This is a genomic window from Aquimarina litoralis (genome assembly GCF_019295435.1).
Taxonomy (GTDB): Bacteria; Bacteroidota; Bacteroidia; order Flavobacteriales; family Flavobacteriaceae; genus Aquimarina; species Aquimarina litoralis_A.
This window is the reverse complement of sequence record NZ_WEKL01000002.1, coordinates 126,109-149,722: the sequence shown is the minus strand read 5'-3', so window position 1 is coordinate 149,722 and position 23,614 is coordinate 126,109. Positions and strand designations below refer to the sequence as shown.

At 33.4% G+C, this 23,614-nt stretch carries 21 protein-coding genes; 8 read left to right on the top strand and 13 right to left on the bottom strand.

Annotation, left to right across the window (positions count from 1 at the left end):
- Genes GBO31_RS02065 through GBO31_RS02055 form a run of 3 tightly spaced genes read right to left on the bottom strand, consistent with a single transcriptional unit; the run spans position 1 to position 1,973 of the window.
- On the bottom strand, positions 1-378 hold the full coding sequence (locus GBO31_RS02065) for a Na(+)-translocating NADH-quinone reductase subunit F (protein WP_219006644.1): 378 nt from the start codon (positions 376-378) through the stop codon (positions 1-3).
- 38 nt (positions 379-416) lie between these two features.
- A complete protein-coding gene (locus GBO31_RS02060) occupies positions 417-1,295 on the bottom strand; it encodes a DUF4846 domain-containing protein (protein WP_219006643.1) in 879 nt (292 codons plus the stop codon).
- A gap of 12 nt (positions 1,296-1,307) precedes the next feature.
- A complete protein-coding gene (locus tag GBO31_RS02055) occupies positions 1,308-1,973 on the bottom strand; it encodes an NADase-type glycan-binding domain-containing protein (RefSeq protein WP_219006642.1) in 666 nt (221 codons plus the stop codon).
- Positions 1,974-2,364: 391 nt separating this feature from the next.
- Here GBO31_RS02055 and GBO31_RS02050 point away from each other — a divergent pair, with 391 nt between their 5' ends.
- Entirely contained in the window at positions 2,365-3,051 is a 687-nt protein-coding gene (locus GBO31_RS02050; RefSeq protein ID WP_219006641.1) for an outer membrane beta-barrel protein, read from the top strand.
- A 74-nt stretch (positions 3,052-3,125) separates the two neighbouring features.
- On the opposite strand, the gene nqrF is transcribed toward GBO31_RS02050, so the two are convergent.
- Genes nqrF through GBO31_RS02020 form a run of 6 tightly spaced genes read right to left on the bottom strand, consistent with a single transcriptional unit; the run spans position 3,126 to position 9,224 of the window.
- Positions 3,126-4,436, bottom strand: a complete 1,311-nt coding sequence (gene nqrF, locus GBO31_RS02045) for an NADH:ubiquinone reductase (Na(+)-transporting) subunit F (RefSeq protein WP_219006640.1) — start codon at positions 4,434-4,436, stop codon at positions 3,126-3,128.
- Position 4,437: 1 nt separating this feature from the next.
- Entirely contained in the window at positions 4,438-5,151 is a 714-nt protein-coding gene (gene nqrE / locus GBO31_RS02040; protein WP_219006639.1) for an NADH:ubiquinone reductase (Na(+)-transporting) subunit E, read from the bottom strand.
- An 11-nt stretch (positions 5,152-5,162) separates the two neighbouring features.
- Positions 5,163-5,861, bottom strand: coding sequence for an NADH:ubiquinone reductase (Na(+)-transporting) subunit D (locus GBO31_RS02035; RefSeq protein WP_219006638.1), 699 nt, complete (start codon positions 5,859-5,861; stop codon positions 5,163-5,165).
- Between the two features lie 3 nt (positions 5,862-5,864).
- Positions 5,865-6,620 carry a Na(+)-translocating NADH-quinone reductase subunit C gene (locus tag GBO31_RS02030; protein ID WP_219006637.1) on the bottom strand — a complete coding sequence of 252 codons (756 nt, stop codon included), beginning with the start codon at positions 6,618-6,620 and terminating at the stop codon, positions 5,865-5,867.
- A gap of 2 nt (positions 6,621-6,622) precedes the next feature.
- Positions 6,623-7,867 (bottom strand): NADH:ubiquinone reductase (Na(+)-transporting) subunit B, encoded by a 1,245-nt coding sequence (locus tag GBO31_RS02025; protein ID WP_219006636.1) that lies wholly within the window; start codon positions 7,865-7,867, stop codon positions 6,623-6,625.
- A 4-nt stretch (positions 7,868-7,871) separates the two neighbouring features.
- Positions 7,872-9,224, bottom strand: coding sequence for a Na(+)-translocating NADH-quinone reductase subunit A (locus GBO31_RS02020; protein ID WP_219006635.1), 1,353 nt, complete (start codon positions 9,222-9,224; stop codon positions 7,872-7,874).
- A 189-nt stretch (positions 9,225-9,413) separates the two neighbouring features.
- Between GBO31_RS02020 and GBO31_RS02015 the strand changes: the two genes are divergently transcribed.
- A complete protein-coding gene (locus GBO31_RS02015; protein WP_219006634.1) occupies positions 9,414-10,679 on the top strand; it encodes a DUF5103 domain-containing protein in 1,266 nt (421 codons plus the stop codon).
- Positions 10,680-10,730: 51 nt separating this feature from the next.
- Here GBO31_RS02015 and GBO31_RS02010 read toward each other — a convergent pair whose 3' ends face one another.
- Positions 10,731-14,234: a starch-binding protein gene (locus GBO31_RS02010; RefSeq protein ID WP_219006633.1), complete on the bottom strand. Its 3,504-nt coding sequence runs from the start codon at positions 14,232-14,234 to the stop codon at positions 10,731-10,733.
- A 386-nt stretch (positions 14,235-14,620) separates the two neighbouring features.
- On the opposite strand from GBO31_RS02010, the gene GBO31_RS02005 reads away from it, so the two are divergent.
- Together GBO31_RS02005 and apaG are read left to right on the top strand one after the other, a co-directional pair.
- Complete coding sequence (locus tag GBO31_RS02005) at positions 14,621-15,673, top strand: DUF3667 domain-containing protein (RefSeq protein ID WP_219006632.1); 1,053 nt, start codon at positions 14,621-14,623, stop codon at positions 15,671-15,673.
- Between the two features lies 1 nt (position 15,674).
- On the top strand, positions 15,675-16,061 hold the full coding sequence (apaG, locus tag GBO31_RS02000; protein WP_219006631.1) for a Co2+/Mg2+ efflux protein ApaG: 387 nt from the start codon (positions 15,675-15,677) through the stop codon (positions 16,059-16,061).
- Here apaG and GBO31_RS01995 read toward each other — a convergent pair.
- Both GBO31_RS01995 and GBO31_RS01990 read right to left on the bottom strand, forming a co-directional pair.
- Positions 16,036-17,049 carry a DUF6695 family protein gene (locus tag GBO31_RS01995; protein ID WP_219006671.1) on the bottom strand — a complete coding sequence of 338 codons (1,014 nt, stop codon included), beginning with the start codon at positions 17,047-17,049 and terminating at the stop codon, positions 16,036-16,038. The genes apaG and GBO31_RS01995 overlap by 26 nt on opposite strands.
- 70 nt (positions 17,050-17,119) lie before the next feature.
- Positions 17,120-17,839, bottom strand: a complete 720-nt coding sequence (locus GBO31_RS01990) for an NRDE family protein (protein WP_219006630.1) — start codon at positions 17,837-17,839, stop codon at positions 17,120-17,122.
- 162 nt (positions 17,840-18,001) lie between these two features.
- Here GBO31_RS01990 and pruA point away from each other — a divergent pair, with 162 nt between their 5' ends.
- The 3 genes from pruA (at position 18,002) to GBO31_RS01975 (ending at position 21,704) form a co-directional block, all read left to right on the top strand.
- Entirely contained in the window at positions 18,002-19,630 is a 1,629-nt protein-coding gene (gene pruA / locus GBO31_RS01985; protein ID WP_219006629.1) for an L-glutamate gamma-semialdehyde dehydrogenase, read from the top strand.
- 473 nt (positions 19,631-20,103) lie between these two features.
- A complete protein-coding gene (locus GBO31_RS01980; protein ID WP_219006628.1) occupies positions 20,104-21,213 on the top strand; it encodes an FAD-dependent monooxygenase in 1,110 nt (369 codons plus the stop codon).
- Positions 21,214-21,242: 29 nt separating this feature from the next.
- Positions 21,243-21,704, top strand: a complete 462-nt coding sequence (locus GBO31_RS01975; protein ID WP_219006627.1) for a GNAT family N-acetyltransferase — start codon at positions 21,243-21,245, stop codon at positions 21,702-21,704.
- 10 nt (positions 21,705-21,714) lie between these two features.
- Here the strand turns inward: GBO31_RS01975 and rsmG are convergent, their stop codons facing one another.
- The gene (gene rsmG, locus GBO31_RS01970) at positions 21,715-22,344 is read right to left on the bottom strand and encodes a 16S rRNA (guanine(527)-N(7))-methyltransferase RsmG (protein WP_219006626.1); all 630 of its coding nucleotides are present in this window, start codon (positions 22,342-22,344) and stop codon (positions 21,715-21,717) included.
- Between the two features lie 137 nt (positions 22,345-22,481).
- Between rsmG and GBO31_RS01965 the strand changes: the two genes are divergently transcribed.
- A complete protein-coding gene (locus GBO31_RS01965) occupies positions 22,482-23,582 on the top strand; it encodes a fatty acid desaturase family protein (RefSeq protein ID WP_219006625.1) in 1,101 nt (366 codons plus the stop codon).
- Positions 23,583-23,614: the final 32 nt, after the last annotated feature.

Genomic DNA, 23,614 nt, shown 5'->3' with positions numbered 1-23,614 from the left:
TTAGTTGAGATGTGTTTCTATTACTTGCAGTCCTGCATATTCTAACACGTATTCTTCATTTAAAAAAACTGGTTTGTTAGGATTTTGTGAGTTCTGTAGCCCTACACCAGCATAAAATACTTTTGCCTCTTGTTCTCTAGCATGCTTTTTAAAGGCTTCCATCCAAATCATATCATAATTATGAGGATTATCTGGATACGCTATAGCTCTTACAATTACAAAATAGCGCTGATTAGATTTATCAACACATACAAACTGAGGATGTTTTCCTAATTTACTGTTGATCGCAATAAATTCGTAGCCTTTTTTCTCTAAATCTTCTCCAACAATATTCATTGCTAGATTATGAAGTTCTTGTTTCGTTAAAATTCTAGACATAACAGCGCAAAGATACTATTCTCCAGAAAAAATTAGTATCATTTAAACCTAATAAAAATTGGTGTTTCAAAATAATAACTTGGTGTGTACACAGATTCATTTTCCTTAAATCTATACCAAGGTGATATACTCGTATCTTCAAAATTCTTCAGAAGACATACATTTTGTGCAGGTGTATTACCTTGCGCTAATAAAAAAAGATGATCTCCATTAGAACTAACTGCGTGATCCACTATAATTTCAATATGTCCTGGAGTTCCTGGCTTTACTAACATATCACCAATCTGTAAATCTTTCACTTTTATTCTTGGTAATTCTGTGCTTAAAGATAGGGTACCCGCATAAGTAAATATCAAATTCAAGTATTTATAAAAATTCGCTTCAGAAAAGTTTGTGGAGGCAGTTTTATGAAAGCTAACTTTATTTCCGTTTATTTTTGGCCTAAAACCTTCCGCATACTTTTTCCATGAACAATAGTGTCCAGAAGTGAAATTAAAACCTATTTCGTCTTTCCTATTCTTCTCCCATAAATATTCAGATCTTAATCGCATTAATGCATCTGCACATTGCTGTAATCCATTTTCCGGAACTGGAACTTCCAAAATGGCATCATGCCAATGCTGGGCAAAATACCTGCTATTATCATAATTTATAATAGGCGCCCCATGTTCTTTTAATTGATAATTACGAAGGTATTCCTGAAAAGAACCTCTTGCGTACTCTTTTCTTTTATAACCTTCTGGCAACGCTACTCGAGTACTAATGGAATCCCCTTCTTTATTTATATAATCACGAGCAGCAATAATATTGGTTATCGTTCCCTTTATATGATTGGTTAGATGTCTACCTTTTTTAGTTGTCCTAGAAATAACAATTAAAACCGTTATTACTAATGCTATAACAACATATTTCTTCATAAATGCGCTTCGTTATTGTTTTAATTTTTCATATTCTTCATACGTGTAATACTTCAATAAAGTATCAACAGTATAAAAGCTTAATTCCGAGATACAAGTATCGCTATATATAGCATCTATACTATCTACTTCCATGATCTCTAATTCTAAAGCTATAAAATCATCATACCCCATATGCTGAATATAATTTTGACTAATATCAATATACTGTGCAGACATTGGAACTTTGGTTAATGAATCTTTTCTTAAACGAACGTTCTTCCATTCATCAATTACATACTCTTTATGATACTCATTTATCCCAATACTTCTGATATTTATTGTAGCCACTCGGTTATTTTGATTCCATGTAGCTTCTGATTTCAGGTATCCAGGAACGATTCTAATTACATATGGCAAACCTCCTTTATTCTTATCAAATGTAATTCGTATTACTTCAGCTATCCCATTATCATTTTTACCTTCTACCCAAGCCGTTTGATCATTTGCATCGATAAGATTTTCTGCTTTGTAATTGTACATCTTAGTCTTAAGAAAACTACTCACTAAGCATTGTTTTACCACTAAAGGCCTTAAAGAATACTTGTCATAACCAGCTCCATTATTTTCAGTAATTGTAACCAAAGAATCTTTGGATATTTTAATATTTTGAGAAAATGAAGACTGGCATATCATCATTCCAAAAAACACAAAATTTATCAAAAATATAAAGGGTCGAAACATTTTATTGTATCCGTTAGACTTGAAGTTCTAAAATTAACAACACTTATGGATAAAATCACAACGGTTTTCAGTGAAATATTGTTTTCTCCTGTAATACCGGAATTCCAATATTGATCAAACAATCTCTAAACTATTGACACACATCACAAAACAAACACGTCTTTAAAGTATTCTCTCATAAACTGACAAACGGATTTGCTACTATTTATTAGGAATAAATCCGAAGTACCTTCTATTCTTTTTACTCAAATATACAAGTATAAATTAACAAATAATTAATAAACATACTATTTTTGTGGGTTGTCTTTAAAATGAATAAATGTTTAATCTAAAACAATAAGACAGCATGAAAACAACATTTTTACTGTTAATTACAATTGCAACATTCGCACAAATCAAAGCACAAGAAGCATCTGAGTTTGGTTTTGACAAAGGAGACTTTACCATATCAGGAACCATGAATTATTCCTATCAAAATTCTGATCAACTTAGAACAGATATCAATGGAGATATATACCGACAAGACATAAAAGGTCATAACTTTAGTCTTATTCCCGAAATTGGCTACTTTGTATCGAACCGTATAATGACTGGTATAAAAATTGGTTTTATCAGCTCTAAAGCCGAAAGTCATGATATTGATGAATTTGAATATACTTCTAAAGGAAAAGGGTATAGTGCTGGCCTTTTCGGGAGGTACTATTTTTCGCCAAAAAAGAGAGTTTCCTTATTTATGGAACTGGATGCCGGGTACCGTAAAATAAAATCAGATTTTGATAGAGTTTCCTCAATAGATGACCCTACAGCTAATTCAAATACAAATGAAAATTATAATTTAACCGCAGCTCCTGGAATTAACATCTTTATTAATAAAAATCTTTCATTAACCTCTAGAATTGGAAGCATTGGGTATTCGTATAGGAAAGATAGTTTCGATAATTCTGATGGGGATATTTGGATCAACAAAAGAGAGGGAATTGATGCTTCAATTTCTTTAGATAATTTCTTCTTTGGTGTTTTATATCGTATTTAGGATAAAACGAATTAAAAAAACCGATACAAGCTTGTATCGGTTTTTTTAATCTATTTCGAAAAGATATTGAATTTTTATCCTCCAAAGTCATCAAATCTGATATTCTCATCTGGAATACCAAAATCTTCTCCCATTTTTTGAACTGCTTTGTTCATTAATGGAGGTCCACAGAAATATAATTCTATATCTTCTGGAGCTTCATGATGATTTAGATAATTATCTATTACACAGTTATGGATAAATCCAACGAATCCATCTCCATCTGTATCATTAATATCCTTCTTCACCTTCCAGTTATCTTCTTCTAAAGGCTCTGATAATGCCAAGTAGAACTTAAAGTTTGGAAATTTATCTTCTAACTGTTGGAAATGATCCAAGTAGAATAATTCTCTTTTAGAACGACCACCATACCAATATGTTACTCTACGACCAGTTTCTAAGGTTTTGAAAAGGTGATATAAGTGAGAACGCATTGGCGCCATTCCTGCTCCACCACCTACATAAAGCATTTCTGCTTCAGACTCGTTGATAAAGAATTCTCCGTAAGGACCAGAAATAGTCACTTTATCTCCTGGTTTTTGTGCAAAAATATAAGAAGACGCTACACCTGGATTTACATCCATCCAAGCATTCTTACTTCTATCCCATGGCGGAGTTGCTATACGTACATTCAACATAATATCTCTTCCCTCTGCTGGGTAAGAAGCCATTGAATAAGCACGCTCCACAGTTTCTCCGTTTTTCATCACCAATGGCCATAAACCGAATTTATCCCATTCTGCTTGAAACTTATCTGGAGTATCATGTTCTTCTGGATGTGCAGTAATATCAATATCAGCATATTTGATCTCACAAGGTGGGATTTCAATTTGAATATATCCACCAGCTTTATATCCCATATCTTCTGGAATACGAACTACGAATTCTTTAATAAAAGAAGCTACGTTGTAATTACGGACAACTTCAGCTTCCCATTTCTTAATACCAAATACCTCTTCTGGTATTTCGATATTCATATCTTGTTTAACTTTTACCTGGCAAGCCAAACGAGCACCATGCTGTAGTTCTTTACGTGAAAAATGCGGAGTTTCAGTTGGCAATGCTTCTCCACCACCTTCTAATACGTGGCACTCACACTGAATACAGGTTCCACCACCTCCACATGCAGATGGTAAAAATATTTTTTCATTACCTAAAGTAGACAACAAAGTCCCTCCTGAAGCAACTTCGATCTCCTTTTCTCCATTGATTGTAATCTTTACAGGTCCTGATGGTAATAATTTGTCTTTTGCAAACAATAAAATCCCTACCAAAACCAAAGTTAACACCAAAAACGAAACGATGGTGATAACAATTGTTCCAATTGTAGATGCTAAAAATATCATATTATTTAAGTATTGAAACGTTAGTATTTTCTGCTACTTCTTTAGCAGTCTCTTCTTTAACTTGTACAGTTTCCTTCTTTTTGGCCTCTTCTTCATCTCCTCCTGTAAGCATTCCACCAAAACTCATAAAACCAATCGCCATTAAACCTGTAAGGATAAAGGTAATTCCTAGTCCACGTAATGGAGCAGGTACATTTGAATATCTGATCTTTTCTCTAATAGCAGCAATAGCTAAGATTGCTAAAAACCATCCTATTCCAGATCCAATTCCATATACTCCTGCATGTGTAATTGTTGCGAATTCTTTTTGTTGCATAAATAATGATCCTCCAAGAATCGCACAGTTTACCGCGATAAGTGGTAAAAATATACCTAAAGAATTGTATAAGGATGGAGAAAACTTCTCTACAATTATTTCTACTAATTGTACCATCGTTGCAATGGTAGCAATGAATAAAATAAATGTTAAGAAACTTAGGTCGTAATCTGCATATTCAGGACCCAACCAAACCAAAGCTCCTTCTCTTAGGATATACTTATCCAATAAAAAGTTTAAAGGAACTGTAATTGCCAAAACAAATATAACAGCCGCTCCTAGACCTACAGCTGTAGATACTTTTTTAGAAACCGCAAGGTATGAACACATTCCTAAGAAGAATGCGAATACCATATTATCTATAAAGATCGATTTTAAAAATAACTCTAAATATTCCATGTTTCTTTATTTTAATGATCTTCAATTAATGCTTTATTTCTACTTCTTTGGATCCAAATAATAATTCCAACAGTAATCAATGCCATTGGAGCTAATACCATAAAACCATTATTTTCATATCCATATGCATACACTCCGGTTTTTTCTATTGGATCTCCTAATACTTTAGCTCCGAATAAAGTCCCAGATCCTAATAACTCTCTAAAGAAAGCTACAATAATCAGTAGTACTCCATATCCAGCTGCATTACCAATACCATCTAGAAAAGATTTCCAAGGACCATTACCTAAAGCGAATGCCTCAAAACGTCCCATAATGATACAGTTGGTAATAATTAATCCAATAAACACCGAAAGTTCTTTACTAAGTGTATATGCAAATGCTTTTAACACCTGATCCACCACAATTACTAAGGTTGCTACTACTACTAACTGAACGATAATTCTAATTTTAGAAGGAATGATGTTTCTCATCAATGAGATTACTACATTACCAATTCCTAAAACGAATACTACCGAAATTGCCATTACAATCGATGGCTTTAGCTGAGCAGTGATCGCTAATGCAGAACAAATACCTAGTACTTGAATGGTAATAGGGTTATTATCGGCAAGTGGATCTGTTAATAGTTTTTTATTCTTCTTCGAAAACAATGGCTCTTTTGGCTCTTTTGCTTTAACTTCAACTTTTTCTTCTGTTACTTCAGCCATTTGTTATTTTTTTAAAGTTTCGAAATAAGGTTGATACATTTTGATTCCTTTCTTTACCATTGCTGTTACACCATCTCCAGTAATCGTAGCTCCAGCCATAGCATCTACAGCATTATCATCTTTTCTTACATTCTTAGGATCTCCATTACCTTTTTTAACTGTAATTCCTTTATAGTTACCAGCAGCATCCAGTATGCTTTCTCCGATAAAGTCATCTCTAAAGTAAGCTTCTTTAATATTTGCTCCTAAACCAGGAGTTTCTCCTTTATGATCAAAAAAAGCGCCTTTCACGGTTTTGAATTCTTTATCTAAAGAAACATATCCCCAGATAGCATCCCAAAGCCCATTTCCTCTCATTGGAACAATGTAGAATTCTTCACCGTCTTTTTTACCAATAAATAAAGGCATCTTACGCTTATAATTAGAATCTTGCTTTAGTTTATCATTTTCTTTCTTCACTTCGATATCAAAAGCGTCTTCTGTTTTCTCAGCAACATCACCTATAATGATATACTTCTCATCACCTACATATTTCTTAAAAAGCTCTTCAGCCTTTTCCGCGGGAACAAACTCGTTAGGATCTTCAGTATCCGTTACTCCCATTGCAAATAAAATATTTTGCTGTTTCTCAGTTATTTTATTAGCTGTAATATTAGGTTTTAAAACTGAAGATATTCCTGCTAACAAGGCGCCTACTACAACCACCATTGCAATTGCAAAGATGATCGTATATGAATTTTTATCTGTATTAATCGCCATCTTTAAGCTGTTTTTAATTTTAGACGTTTCATTCTCTTCTTCACATTTCCTTGAACTACATAGTGATCAATAGTTGGAGCAAATACGTTCATCAATAGAATTGCTAAGAATACTCCTTCTGGATATGCTGGATTAAATACTCTAATCAATATGGAAATAAAACCGATTAAAAATCCATAAATCCACTTTCCTTTATTTGTTTGTGAAGCTGTTACTGGATCTGTAGCCATAAATACAATACCAAATGCAATTCCACCAACAATTAGATGTTTCCAGAATTCTAAATTCATTAATGCATAGAACTTACTGGATTCTGAAATCCAACCAGCATTGGTAACTCCGTTGAATATTAATCCCATTACTAATGTCCCGATAACAGCACTTAACATGATTCTCCAACTTCCAATCTTCGTAAAGATTAAGAAAGCTGCTCCTAATAATATTAACAAAGCAGATGTTTCTCCCACAGATCCTGGAATAAATCCATAAAAAGCATCCATTACAGAATAAGTAGCATCACCAGATCCTATAATATTCTTTCCTTGTGCTAATCCTCCTAGAATAGTTTCACCTGATATTGCATCTAATTGTGCTCCACCAGCAATTTCGTTAGCCCTCTCTACAGCACCATGAACCCACACTTTATCTCCTGACATCCAAGTAGGATATGCAAAGAATAAAAATGCTCTTATCGTTAAAGCAGGATTCAAAATATTCATTCCTGTTCCACCAAATACTTCTTTACCGATAACCACTCCAAAGATTACTGCTACTGCTAACATCCATAATGGAGTATCAACTGGCACGATGAGTGGCACTAACATTCCAGTTACTAAATACCCTTCTTCTACTTCATGACCTTTGATTACAGCAAATAAAAATTCTACTGCTAATCCAACTCCATAAGAAATAATAACAAGTGGTAATATTTTCCACAATCCAATGGTTAAGTTATCTAATGTCCAAAATGTTGAACTAAAGAATCCATTAGAAGCAGCTTCAATCTCTCCAAGCGCTAAATGATGCTGATATCCTGCATTGAACATCCCAAATATCAAACATGGAACTAGTGACATAATCACCGTATTCATCGTACGCTTTAGATCATCTGCTGCTCTCACATGAGCTCCAGAATGTGTAGTCTCGTCTGGCAAATACAAAAAAGTATGGATTGCATTGAATGCAGGCGCCATCTTTGTACCTTTATACTTAAGTTTTAAGTTATGTAATTTACTTTTTAAACTCATGACTTTATCCTATTTCTTTTAACATTAAATCCAATCCTTCTCTGATGATTTGCTGATGTGGTTGTTTAGACACACATATGAACTCAGTCAACGCAAAATCTTCAGGAGCTACTTCATACATTCCTAACTGCTCCATAGCATCCAAATCGTTTACCGCGCAAGCCTTTAGAATTTGCAAAGGATAAATATCCATTGGAAAAACACTTTCATAATTACCTGTTACAACAAAAGCTCTATGCTCTCCGTTTGTATTGGTATTCAAATCATACTTTTTATTAGGGAATAACCATGAAAAAGTTAATGCTCTAGAAGGAGATATTTTATTAAAGATTGGTTTATTCCACCCGAAAAACTCGTAATCATTTCCTTCAGGAATTACCGTGATCATATCATGATAAAAACCTAAATGACCATCAGGTTTCACATTATCACCAGTAAGCACGTTACCACTGATAACTCTTATATTATTATCTTTTACTCCAGAATCATATATCACTGAAGAAACTTCTGCCCCTATTCTTGTTTTAAAATACTTAGGAGTTTTTACAGAAGATCCAGCAAGTGCTATAATACGTTCAGAATTAAATTTCCCTGTTAATAGCAACTCACCTATAATAACTAAGTCATGAGGATTTACAACCCAAACAACTTCTCCTTTATTAATAGGGTCCACTTTTGCAATTTGCACTCCAACATTTCCAGCAGGGTGAGGACCACTTACATTATGTGAAGTAATGTTATCTAATCCAGTAAAAGGAGAGTTCTCATTTTTACCTATAGAAACATGAACAGATCCCTCTGTCAACTTACTTAAAGCAGTTATTGCTGTTTGTAATTCATTTTCTTTACCTGCTAATACATATTCTAAATCCGCCGCTAAAGGTGCAGTAGAATATGCAGAAATAAATATTGCTTTTGGGGCAACATCTGGATTAGCGATAACATCATAAGGACGTTGCTTTATAAAAGGCCAACAACCCGAAGCTAATAAGTGAGTTTTTATCTCATCACCACTCATTGACTTCACATCTTTTGCACCAAAATCAGCAAATTGCTGTTCTTTATCCGCTAAAATCTTGAATGTTAGTATTTTTCGTTTAGCTCCGCGAACAATTTCCACAACTTCACCACTTACTGGAGAAGGAAAAAGCATATTTTCATTAGTTTTTGAGTGGAAAAGGGGTTCGCCGGCTTTTACTTCTGTACCTTGTTTGGCAATAACTTTGGGTACAATACCGTGGAAATCGTCAGGCTTAATTGCGTAAACATTGCTCTTGGTAGCTTCCGAAGTTACCTTCTCTGCTTCACCAACCAGCTTGATGTCTAAGCCCTTTCTGATACGAATGTCTTTTGACATATTAGTAGTCTATGTTAATTAACTAAAAAAATCGTGCAAATTTACTAATTAAAACACGTAAGTGAAAGCAGGGAATGTTATAAGATTTTATTTATAATGTTTCTAAATAAGAAGTTTCATTTACAAAAATTGCCTACATATCTTTAGGCACACATTTTGTTTATCTTTACATCATCAACAATACAATTAATGTCACAAAAACTTAAACAATTCTTTTTGATTTTAGGACTTTTTAGTTTTACACAATCAAATATAGCTCAAGAAATTACAGAAGAGGTTGCCCCTCCAGATTATATAAAAACCATACAACTTTTTGGAAGTGAAGAATTTTCCGGAACCCCCATTTTAAAACTTGGCGACCCTCTAACTATTAGATTTGATGACATCAATGGAGATGAAGTGGATTATTATTACAAAATCACCTATTATAATTTTGACTGGACCCCTTCATCATTATACAAGAATGAGTATCTAAATGGGTTTGATGATATTAGAATTGTAAACTATGAGAACTCGTTCAACACCTTACAAATGTATAGCCATTATACACTAAGAATCCCTAATGAAGATACAAGAGGTTTAAAGGTAAGTGGTAACTATATGCTTGAGATTTATGATGACGATGATGAAATTGTTTTTTCCAGAAAGTTTATAGTTTATGAAAATCTCACTAATATCAAAGTATATACAAAACGATCCAGAGATTTAAAATATATAGACACTAGACAATCTGTTCAATTCGAAATAAGCTCTCCAAGTGAAATTTTAAAAAACCCTAAGCGTAATGTAAAGACATTAGTTATTCAGAATAATGATTTAAAAAACGCAATAACTAATCTTATTCCACAATTTACAATTGCTAATAGTCTCGTCTATAAATATGACACAGAATCAAGTTTTTGGGCAGGTAACGAGTTTCTTTTCTTTGACAATAAAGAAGTAAGATCTCCAACCGCAAACATAAGAGGAATAGATCTTCAAAAAATTTACCATAACTATCTTTACACAGATGTGGTACGTGGAAATAGAATCTACACCTATTATCCTGATATCAATGGTAATTTTGTGGTTAGAAATCTAAGAGCAGAAAACAGTAATACAGAAGCAGATTACGTATGGATGCACTTCTCTTTAGAATGTTACGAACCATTAGATGGTGGAGAAATACATTTATATGGAAATTTCAATAACTATGTTACTGATGATTCCACCCGATTAACCTATGATCAAGAAAATGGTATTTATACAGCCAAAAAACTCTTCAAACAGGGTTTTAATAACTACAAATATGTATTAGTTAGACCTGATGGAACTATAGACCCAGGATTTATAAGTGGAAATTTTGATGAAACTGAAAATGAATATGTAGTTATCCCATATTATCGTGCTCCAGGCGCTCGTTATGACAGAGCTATTGGGAAAGGAGTAGGAAATTCAAGAAATATCACCAATTAAAAAGGGCAAAGCTATTTACTTTACCCTTTTTAAAGAATTTCTAATCAGCACTTATTGAATAATCACTTTAATATTATCCAGCATGTGGTCATTAAGCTTTATCTCATAAAAGTAAATCCCTTTATTCCTCAAATCCGACCGATACAACTGAATCTCCTTGTTACCAGATATTACTGCATCTTTGAACACTGTCTTTTTCTGTCCAAGAATATTTATTGCTGTAACTTCTAGTACTCCACTATTAGGCACTTTTAGTCTTAAAAAAGATTCCTCACTAACTGGATTTGGAACTATGGTCGCTTCTACTATATCACTTAACGAGCTTTCCATTCCTGGATTTGAAATTTCTTGTTCCTCTAAAGATGGTAATTGATCACAGGAAGAAGGACATGAGTCACTCCAAAAACCAACAAATTTTCCATTATCGATATATCCAGCGGTAAACCACCCAGTTCTATTTCTTGCCAAATCTACAGTCTGCATTCCGTTCCCATCATTAAAAACAATTCCAATATCATCTGGAGACACTCCATTAGGCACTACAAACGACCATTTTTTCCAAGGAGTACCGGATATAGTTGTCATGGTTTGACCGGGCCAAGCAGCTGTATTTTCTAAAGTTATATTTCTATTTCTATCGAACACATAAATATTAGAAGGACCGTTCCAACTATACGTAGGAGTGTTAAAATAAATATCTATTGTTGTCAAATTTAAACCGTCACAATCTATTGGACATTCGCCACTCCAATTTCCATCATAATACCAACCACTTGTAGCTCTAGCCAGATCATCTGTTTGATTAGCACCCGCATTAAAAACCATTCTCACATCATTTTCACTAATCCCTTCTGGCAATTGCAAGGTGTAAGAATACCAGTTTGTTGTGGGGTACAAACTCATGGATTGACCTGGCCACTCATTGGTTCCCATAAGGGTTGTATTTAAAGAAGCACTAAAAAAGTACACTTGAACTTGATCCGTCCAATCCCATGGTTTGTAGAAATTCACCACAATCTCTGAAACCATTTCTGTGGTCACAGAAACAACATCACTAAAAACAGATTGATTTCCTTTTCTATCAAGAGCCAATATCTTAAACTCATAACTAGTATTTGCCGACAATCCAGTAATTTTAGCAGTAACATCTCTTACGGATTTCACAAACTCATCTCCTTGATATATTTCATAACTAGTGACTCCAATATTATCCGTAGAAGCATTCCAATGTAAACTAAGCGAAGTCTGATCAATTTCTGAAGCAACAACTTCTGACGGTTTGGATGGAGCTATTTCATCAGATGGAATTTCCACATGCAGCGGTACTTTCCATACACCTCTTCCATAAGTAGCAGCTAACAACACATTATCTTTCAGGTTCACCTCTAGATCCCTAACAGCCACATTAGGAAGATTAGATGAATAATCTTGCCATGGTTCATTTCCATTTTTGAGATAAACCCCCAAATATGTTCCTAAATAAATTGATTCTGTTCCTTTATGATGCTTTACCACAAATTTACCATCCTGTGGAAGATCTCCAGAAATATCTTCAAAGCTATCCCCTTGATTATCTGACCTAAAAACCTTTCCTGTAATTGATCCTGAAGTAGATACATACACGATCTGATTATTATCATTATGAACTTCAATAGAAGTAATTGAAGAAGGAAATGAATATACTTTAACCCAATTTACACCGCGATCTTCACTTCTATATAAATCCCTAAAATCAGCAGCATAAATAATATTCACATCAGAAGGATCCAGCTCTATATGATCTATATTACTTCCTCCAAAATCAAAATCTGTCTGTTTTTTAAACGAAACATTTTCTAACTTATAGAAACTTTTAAATCCTGCATAAATATTTCCATTACGATCAGATACTAAAGGTGTCACCCAATTCCCTCTTTCAGGTCCACCACCAGCATACCTACGAGATTTACCTCTATTTTCTGTTTTATACAAACTACTTCCGTATTGTATGAATCCATAATACGTATTTGGATCATTCCCTTGAACTGCACAATCCATACCATCAGCCCCATGATATACATTCCATTGAGAACCATCCAAAGCATATCCTCCATTATCTTGTAAACCACCAACTAAGTGATCAGAAGAGCTATTCTCTGCTACTGATATCTTATAAAACTGACCGATTTGAAGACCTTTTGTCAAATCAGTAAATGATGTTCCATTATTAGTCGACTCATAAATCCCTCCATCACTTCCACATAAAAGTCTACCATTATAAAAACGAAGAAAATGAATATCTGCATGAGTATATGAAGGTTGAGTAGGGAAATTCCATCTATTGATTCTTTCAAAATCATCACCTCCATCTGTGGATTTCCATATATTTAAACATCCAACAAATACCATTTCAGGATCTTGATCAGAAACAGCTAGAGCCAAATCATACCAAGCTTGCGTGCTCTCTAAAATATTTTCACTTTCTTGAGTTTTATAAAAGCTAGCTCCTGAGTTGGTTGATTTATATAAACCCTGAAAGGAATTTCCAATGGCTGCACTCAATACATACACATAATTAGGATCAGCAGGAGTAACATCAATAACGAGTCGTGAAGAACTCGTAGGCAAACCATTTTGGACAACAAAAAAGCTATTTCCACCATCTGTAGATTTATAAAAAGCATTAGAAGTTACCGCATAAATTGTATTAACATCTCCTGGTTTTATTTTGATGTCCCTTATATTACCACTCAATGTTTTCACCCAAGTTGCTCCTGCATCCTCAGTTTTATATACACCTCTACTGGTAGCAACCCATAACTTATTAGAATTATTAGGATCTATATAAATATCATTTCCTCTTTCATATTGATCAGACACCTCAAGACCTGTTTTATTCCAAGTATGACCTCCATCAATTGACTTTAACACCCCAATTCCAAAAGAATCATTAGCATCGTCATCACCTGTAGAGATATAAATAACATTAGAATTATTATAATCTATTGCGATACCAGAAACTCCTATTTGGGGTAAGTAATCTGATAATGGCTCCCAGTTTTGTCCATTATCAATTGATTTCCAAATACCTCCTGCCGGAGCTCCAACATACATTACATTTGACTGATTGGGATCAATTATTCCAACATTTATTCGACCTTGTCCAGGTGACCAAGAGTTTGTAGGATCATGATCAAARGGTCCAATTGGCAGCCAATTGGATGTCACTTTTTGATTAGCAGCTTTTCTGCTTTGTTTGTCTTTCCAAATATTCCATAAAAAATCAGGTGTTGGCAAAGTACCATCTGGTAATACAGAATTTTTATAGAACTCCTGCCATCTCATAAAAGGTTTATGCCCACTACCTTTTACATTAAAATCTTTATCCTCCCAATAAATATTAAAAGCATTAACCAATTCATCAAACTTTATCGTTTTTTCTGACTCAGACTTTGATTTTTGAAGCAGTTCTGACATCCAAGGAGCATCAGCATTATACTGTGCACTAATTGTTGTAATTTTCAAAAAGACGAATAGCAAAAATGCTATCCAAGCATTGTGGTTGTTTTTATTCATATATAGGTTTATTAAGTTGTTAACAAAAGCACTGTAGTTAAACCGTAATTTAACTACTCAAAAATACCCTTTACATGAACGAAACCCTATTTAACACACTACAGCAAACCATAATAAAAATCTGAAAATCAAAACACTAAACCTATCTAAATCGATAAAGGTTAAAATATTTTTTTCGATAAAAAGCCGATAAAATTGCCTAAAAACACACTCTAAAAACAGCTAAAACGTTATAATTATCACTTCCTACATTTATAATCCATCGTTTTCGTTTTATATCGGTACGCATACACCGTAAAAATCTAAGACAAAGACATTTTGAAATTGTTTTATTTTGTAACGAAATACTACTACTTTAGTCTAACTATGCAAACCATCTGCTAACCATGAAAGAAAAGGGGAGATTTCTTAAAAAATACAGAGGAAATGAATGTTTAAATTGCGGAGTTCCTTTGGATGTTATTGATCGATATTGTCATAATTGCGGTCAAATCAATACTACCAAAAAACTTTCTTTTAAAGATTTTTTTAATGAGTTTTTTGCTAGCATTTTTTCATATGATTCTCGACTACGACTTACTATTGTTGGTTTATTATTTCAACCTGGAATTGTAACTAAAGAATATGTAGAAGGGAAACGTATCAAATATGCCAATCCTTTTAGATTTTACTTAAGTGTTTCCATAATATTTTTCATCATCAGCGGTCTATTTATAGATTTTGACAGTATTATAACACAAGAAAATAATGACAACAACGAAACTCTTAAAATTAATTTATCAGGAAATTCTTCTACTAAAAAAAATGTAACCACAGACACCATAACTCAGGTTAAAGAGGAAGATACAGTTGTTTATTTTAGTGAATCTCAACTAGACACTATGAGTATCTTCAAAGCTTCTAATAGTCGTTGGAAAACTTATAAATCCCATTACAAAAAAACAGGGCAATTATCGGCTAGCCTGGCACTAGATAGTCTACATCACAATAATAACGCCTACACAAAATACTTATACCGAAGAAGTATTAGAACAGGAGATCTTAATGAAAATCCAATGGAACTCTTGAAATTTGTTTTTAACAAATTACCATTTATCATTTTTTTCTTTCTTCCTTTTTTCGCTTTAACCATCTGGCTTATCTATATAAGGCGTCCATTTAACTACATGGAACATTTGGTATTTACGTTTCATACCCAAACTATGTTCTTTATTCTTATGGGAATTGCCATACTCATTGATCAAATTACAAATTCTGAAATTGCATCTAGCATTGCGATGTTTGTTTTTCTTTTTTATCTATATAAGGCGATGCGGAACTTTTACCAACAGAAAAGAGTCAAAACTATTGTTAAATTTCTGTTAGTGAACATATTATTTTTTATCTTAGCAAGTATAGGTTCTTTCATTGCAATCTTTGGATCTATATTTATTTTTTAACATGGTTGAACAAGTAACAAGAGGGATAAAAATTTCAGTGGATACTACATTTGAAGGCACGTTCTTTAAGAACTATAAAATACATTTTGCCTTTGGATATCGTATTACTATAGAAAACCAAAGTAAAGATTCGGTTCAACTTACCTCCAGATTTTGGAAAATCAAAGATGCGTTAAGTAACACTGAAATTGTAGAAGGTGAAGGTGTTATTGGCAAGAAACCTGTTTTAAAACCTGGTGAATCTCATACTTACAATAGTGGATGCTTACTCAGTTCTCCTTTTGGAGCTATGAAAGGACATTACAATATGATAAACTTCACATCTACCAGAAAGTTCAAAGTAATTATTCCAAGTTTTAAACTTAGTGCTCCTTTTGCTCTAAACTAAGTCTTTTTACCAAATCAAATCTTATTTTCTTCTCTTCCTGTTCTAAATGACAATATCTACAATTGGAATCATAAATAAACTTATAGGTTTTAGATAATGTAAACACAGAATTTGCCTTAAAAACCCCTCTAAAATCTTCTTCCCCATGTTCAGTGTATCTGCTTATTTCAAATAAAGAAGTTTCAGATGATTCCTTTATAGTAAAATATGCACTACTACCTATTCCAGAAAGAAAATCTGCTTTTTTCAAGAAATCTGGCAATTCAATATTTTCTTCTTTATACCCTACATTAGAGATTCTTTTATCAAAATAATTTGTGAGATTTTCTTTAAAAACCGAGTTAGGATATTTTATCAAAACACCATTTTCTACTTGATATATTTGATTTTTCATCGATCCCTTTTCTACATTACCAAGTGGACTAGGAGTAAATAGTTTATTTCTAAGTAAAGGTGTTCTAATTTGGGACTTATCAGTACTATTCAAAATGGTATCAGTCACGATCCGGGAACAATTACTTCCTTCTTTTCTAAAGGTGGAATATGGAATACTTCCTCGATCTTGCATTTCGATTACATAGGATTTTGCTTTTTCATAATTAATGTAATCACAAACAGAGGCTACTAATCTTCCTGTACCATGGGTTTTTTCTGGATGTGCTTCTAACCAAATCAGAAACTGATCCAGATTAGCAAGCTTCCCATCATCACAAAAAGTAGCTTTAAATGGAATCTCTAATTCTACATCTGTAATCGCACTTCTTACTCTTCCTTTTCCATGAGGGGTTATATATCTTCCAAAATCATAATACTCTGCGTTGCCAGTTTCATTTTCAATCAAAACGAAAGCTGCATGCCCTGCTTTTATAACACCATTTTTCCCAAATCCAAAAAATTGTAAAACATTAGTAGACTTTGTTTCCTCTGCAGAAAATTGAACGAATGTATCTGGAAAAGCGAGAGAAATTATTTTGCCCGTGTAATCCATCACAGGTTTCACATTTTAATATTAATACCTAATTTCAAATGTACAATAATAACAACTAAAGACGATTTAATTAAGCAGTAATGACTCCAAAAGCTATTGTATGAACCTTAGAATTCTGAAGATCTTCATAACGCATGGTAAGCTCTTCTTCATTATCCTTTACTACTTGGGTTATACTTCGTGTTTTCAAAAAACCCCTATCAATTTGTAAGTCAATATCTTTATCTCCAACTCCAGCATTTTTATGAAAATCCAAAAGAGTATTAGAAGTTAATGAGTTTTCTTGCTCAAATACATCAAACCAATTTTCTCTTGTCTTTTTCATCTCTGGAGTATACAAAGTTGATGATGACCAAATATGAGTTTCTTTTTCTAACTGCTTAAAATGTTTTTGTTTCCCATCCCAAACTAGTTCAAAAAATTTCAAATCCGAACTCCAATTTGCAGCAACTATCGTAAAAGGTTCTATCCCTTTATAATCATATGATTCTATTGCTCTTTCTAAATCATCAGCCTCTAATAAATCTTTAACCACCACTCCTCTACTTTGTCTGTAAGAGACTAGTCTTTCATGAATCTTAAAACCTCCATTAAGAAGACATATCATGGTATTTTTATCACTAATACCAATCCAGGTACCGCCAGCTACCGCATCTTTTGGAAAAAGCATTCTGGTTTTATTTATTTGATAAAACTCAGGAACCAGTGTTTTCCGATTCACTGCTTCATCTCTATTAGAGGTTAGTATAAAACCGTTTTCTTGGGTGGGGATCAAAGTTACTGTACACATAGGTCTTTTGGGTCGGATAAATTTGGTACAACTTACGAAAAAAATACATACTATACTTTACACATGTTTATAAAAGGTTAAAATCAATATTGCCCTTTTTAATTTCCTATCTTTGCCGCTTTAAGTAAACTTACTCATCTTACAAACTAAATATATCAGATCATGGGAAAAGGTTTTTTTCAAGTTCCAACAGCTATTAATGAGCCTGTAAAGTCATATGCTCCTGGAACTCCAGAAAGAGAAGAAGTTCTGGCAACCTATAAATCAATGTACAATACTACCATTGATGTACCTCTTTATATAAATGGAGAAGAAATCAGAACTGGGGACACAGAAACAATGTCACCTCCACACGACCATAAACATGTTTTAGGAACATATCACAAAGCTGAAAAACAACATGTGCAAAAAGCAATTGACACTGCTCTAGAAGCTCGTGAAAAATGGGCAGATCTTGCTTGGGAACAACGTGCAGCAGTATTCTTAAGAGCTGCCGAATTAATTGCTGGTCCTTACAGAGCAAAGATCAATGCTGCTACTATGTTAGCGCAATCAAAAAATATTTTTCAAGCAGAAATTGATGCTGCCTGTGAGTTCATAGATTTCTTACGATTTAATGTAGAATTCATGACTCAAATCTATGAAGATCAACCAGATTCTACTTCTGGAGCTTGGAACAGATTAGAGTATAGACCATTAGAAGGTTTTGTATATGCAATCACTCCTTTTAATTTCACTGCTATATCAGGAAACTTACCCGCTAGTGCTGCTTTAATGGGAAATACTGTAGTATGGAAACCTAGTGATAGCCAAATATATTCGGCCAAAGTAATTGTTGATATTTTTAAAGAAGCTGGAATTCCTGATGGAGTGATCAATGTAGTATATGGTGATCCTGTAATGATTACGGACACTGTATTAGCAAGTCCAGACTTTGCTGGTATCCACTTTACAGGAAGCACACATGTTTTTAAAGACATTTGGGCTAAAATCGGTACCAATATTCATAATTATAAAACCTATCCTAGAATTGTAGGAGAAACTGGAGGTAAAGATTTTATCGTTGCTCACCCAAGTGCGAATGCAAAGCAAGTAGCCACTGGAATCTCTAGAGGAGCTTTTGAATTCCAAGGACAAAAATGTAGCGCAGCTTCTAGAGCTTACATCCCAAAAAGTTTATGGAGTGATGTTGAAAAATTCTTACTAGCAGATATCAAATCCTTTAAAATGGGATCGCCAGAAGATATGAGTAATTTTATCACTGCCGTAATCCACGAAGGATCTTTTGATAAACTTGCTACATATATTGATCAAGCTAAAGAAGATACGAATGCAACCATCATTGCTGGTGGTGGATATGATAAATCTAAAGGATATTTTATTGAACCAACTGTAATCCTAACAGAAGATCCAAAATACACAACAATGTGTACCGAGCTTTTTGGTCCAGTTATCACCATCTATGTATATGAGGATAATCAGTGGGAAGAAACCTTAAAACTCGTTGATCAAACAAGTGAATATGCATTAACAGGTGCTATCTTCTCTACAGACAGATATGCTGCAGCAGAAGCGACTAAAGCATTAGAAAATGCTGCTGGAAACTTCTATATTAATGATAAACCAACAGGTGYAGTAGTAGGACAACAGCCATTCGGAGGAGCAAGAGCTTCTGGAACAAATGATAAAGCAGGATCTTACCTAAACTTACTGCGTTGGGTATCTCCTCGAACAATAAAAGAAACATTTGTCTCACCAGCAGACTATAGATATCCATTTTTAGGAGAATAATATCTGGTGAAATATATCATTGTACAAAAACCGTATATCATATTTTGGATTTTAACTTCCTTAATGTTGATATACGGTTTTAGTTTTCAGGAATACACTTTAGATATCAACATACATGATACTTATTTTGTAATCTCTTGGTTTCATATCTTTTTCTTTCTATCTCTTTCATTTCTTGCTATTGGGTTGATTTATTTTGCTATTCACAAATTGAACAAAATAAAAAATTCAACACTCACTTACATTCATGTCGTATGCACAATTGGAGGACTTCTTGTGCTCACTTTACTACCTTACCTATTTGATTCAGAAAATAACTGGAAAAACATGGAAAAGCAATTCATCTCTCAATTAATATTTTTACTTATTGCGCTTATCGTACAACCTATATTGTTTGTACATTTAATAATCAGTATTTTTAATAAGAAATAACAACTAATTACACCAATACAGATTAAGAGTAAACACACAAAATGAAGAAAATCTTAATTGTTGGCGGAGGAATAGCCGGATTAGCTACGCTAAAACTCTTGCAAAATAAAGGACATCATATACAACTCATTGAAAAACAACCAGAATGGCAAATTTCCGGAACTGGTTTATATATGCCGTCTAATGGTGTAGTAGCTTTAGATAAAATTGGCCTTGGAGATATCGCAAGACAAAAAGGTTTTATTGTCTCTTCTCGTCATATCATGAATACCAATGGGAATATGATATTAAACCTGAACCTGGAAAAAATATGGAATCGAAAAGATCCATGCATTGGTATTAACAGAAAAATATTGCATGATATTCTTCTTAATACTGTTGATACTAATAATATTTCTTTAGGGCTCACTATAGATAATCTAAAGTCAAACGCTACAGATGTAAGTGTTACTTTTTCTGACGGAACAACTGCTAAGTYTGATTTAGTGATTGGTGCAGATGGGTTATATTCTAAAACCAGAAAACTTATTTTAGGAGATATTCCACTAAGAAAGGTAACTGCACAAGTATGTCGTTTTATTATTAAAAAACCAGAAACTATTAATTCTTGGTCGTTATATATAAGTTCTAAAGGGCAATTTCTAATAATCCCCATGAACAATAGAGAAGCTTATTGTTATGTAAATAGAAAAACTAAAGGCTTTAAAACATTCGACAAAAAAGAATATATGAAGCCTTTTGAAAAATTTGCTTCACCAGTTTCTACAATCCTCCAAGATTGGGATCCAGAAACCTCACATTGGGATGACCTCGAAGAACTCCCACATTTACCAATAATGGGAAAAGATCGTGTCGTTTTGATTGGCGATGCTGCACATGGTATGCCTCCATTTATGGCACAAGGCGGCGCATTAGCCCTAGAAGATGCTGTGGTGTTGTCCAAATTATTAGAAAACAAAGACTGGAACACACTAGCCAATAGCTTTTCTGAACATAGAAGTACTCGAATTAATTGGACAAGAGATCGAAACCAAAAACGGGAAAAACTTTCTAAGCTACCTTTTTGGATAGCTAAACTAGGACTGAAAAAAGTTGGGACAAAAAATTGGACCGAAGATTATCGGCCACTTGCCGAGACTCCAGATTGGTAATTCTAAACTCATTATTAAAACTTACAATCATGATTATACGTACTGCAACTATTGAAGATCTGCCTACACTCTTAGACTTTGAACAAGAAATCATAGCTACAGAAATTCCTATGGATCCAACTTTGATATCTTCAAAAAAAATAAATTATTATGACCTTTCTGAATACATCAAAGCAGATCATACTGAAGTCGTCGTTGCGGAGATTGATGGAGAAATCGTAGGTAGTGGTTACGGACAGATAAGAGACCGAAAAGTGTTTTTCAAAGAAACCGTAATGGGCTACATTGGATTTATGTTTGTCAAAGAAGACTATCGAGGAATGGGAGTTAGTCAGAACATAATAAAATATCTATCTGACTGGTTTCGTTCGAAAAACATCTACGAACTTCACTTAGATGTCTATGATCAAAATCCAAGAGCCATTCGAGCTTACGAAAAAGCGGGTTTTAAAAAATATCTTGTTAAAATGAGAATTAACCTAAAAGATTAAATCAAATCCTTTAAAGCTTATATTTTAGTGGTAGATGCACTACTTTTTTAGTTTCGAAAAAATCTTCTTCGAAATAATCTTGTAAGTTATATTCTGTTGCTTTTGGAAAAAGTGAAAGTTCTTCTGAAAGATCACCTCCTTTTAAATATAATATTCCATTTTGAAGTTCATGAACACTTTTTTTCACTATGTTCTTCCGAACCCATTTTACAAAATCTGGCATATTAGTAACAGCTCTGCTTACTATAAAGTCGAAACGATCTTCAAAAGTTCCTGCTCTTCTTTGCTCTGCTTTCACATTAGTTAGTTCTAGCGCTTTCACGACTTCATTTACTACTCGAATTTTCTTCGCTATCACATCTACCAAATAGAACTCTGTCTCAGGAAACAATATTGCTAACGGTACTCCAGGAAATCCTCCTCCGGTTCCAACATCTAATACACTGGCACCAGACTTAAATTGTTCGACTTTCGCGATCCCTAACGAATGTAATACATGTCTCTCATATAGTAAATCAATATCTTTTCTAGAAATTACATTAATCTTAGCATTCCAATCTTTATACAAATCTCCAAGTTGTTCAAACTTGTTTAATTGATCATCTGTTAATTCGGGGAAATATTTAATTAGAATATCCATGGACTAATTTTTAAAGCGCAAAAATACATCTAAAGTTGGATATATTTTACTACTTTTTAAGAAGTTAAAAAAATATAAATACCTAACTTTACCGAATAAAATATGACAAATACCGTTAAGTCATAAATATGAAACCCATGACTACACCTAATGTGAAATTTAGCAGAGTTGATTCAGCAAAATTTTTCAGGACTCTGAATAAACGCGTGAATCAGTATTTCAAAGAAAATAATATCAAGCGAACGGGAAATTGGAAATTACAYCTGAAAACTATCATTATGTTTTCCATATTCTTAACTCCTTATTTCTTAATTCTTACACTTAATATTTCTCAATGGTGGATGTTACTGCTTACTATAGTTATGGGAGTAGGTATGGCTGGAGTAGGTATGAATGTTATGCACGACGGAAATCATGGATCTTATTCGTCTAAAAAATGGATCAATAAACTTATGGGTAGCAGTATGTATATTTTAGCCGGAAATGTATATAACTGGCAGGTACAGCACAATGTTTTGCATCATACCTATACAAACATTCATGGTCATGATGAAGATATGGATGCAGGAAGGATCATTCGTTTCACAAAACATGCTAAATGGATGAAATTCCATAAATTTCAACACTATTACTCTGTATTTTTATACGGACTTCTAACTTTTAACTGGGCTTTGACTACTGATTTTAAGCAAACTAAAAGATATTTAGCAAGAAAATTAGCATATGGAAAACTTCCTAGTCCTATTAAGCAATGGAGTACTATTGTAATTACTAAAATTATTTATTTACTAATTTGGATTGTTATACCCATGATCATTATGTCTATCGCATGGTGGAAAATTTTGATTGGTTTTTTTGTAATGCATTATGTAGCTGGATTAATATTAAGTATTATTTTTCAACTAGCACATATGGTGGAAGAAGCTCAAATGCCTCTACCCGACACTACTGGCACTATGAAAAACACATGGGCAATTCACCAATTGTTTACGACAGTAAATTTCTCTACAAAAAACAGATTGATCAACTGGTTTACCGGAGGATTAAATCATCAAGTGGAACACCACATTTTTCCACATATTAGTCATATTCATTATACGAAAATATCTAAGATTGTTAAGCAAACAGCTCAGGAGTTTAATTTACCTTATAATGAGTATAAGACTACACGTAAAGCGATTATCGCACATTTTAAACATCTAAAACAGATGGGAGTAAAACCTGCGATACAGTCATAACTTTTATTTATCAATTACCAAAATGAGTACAC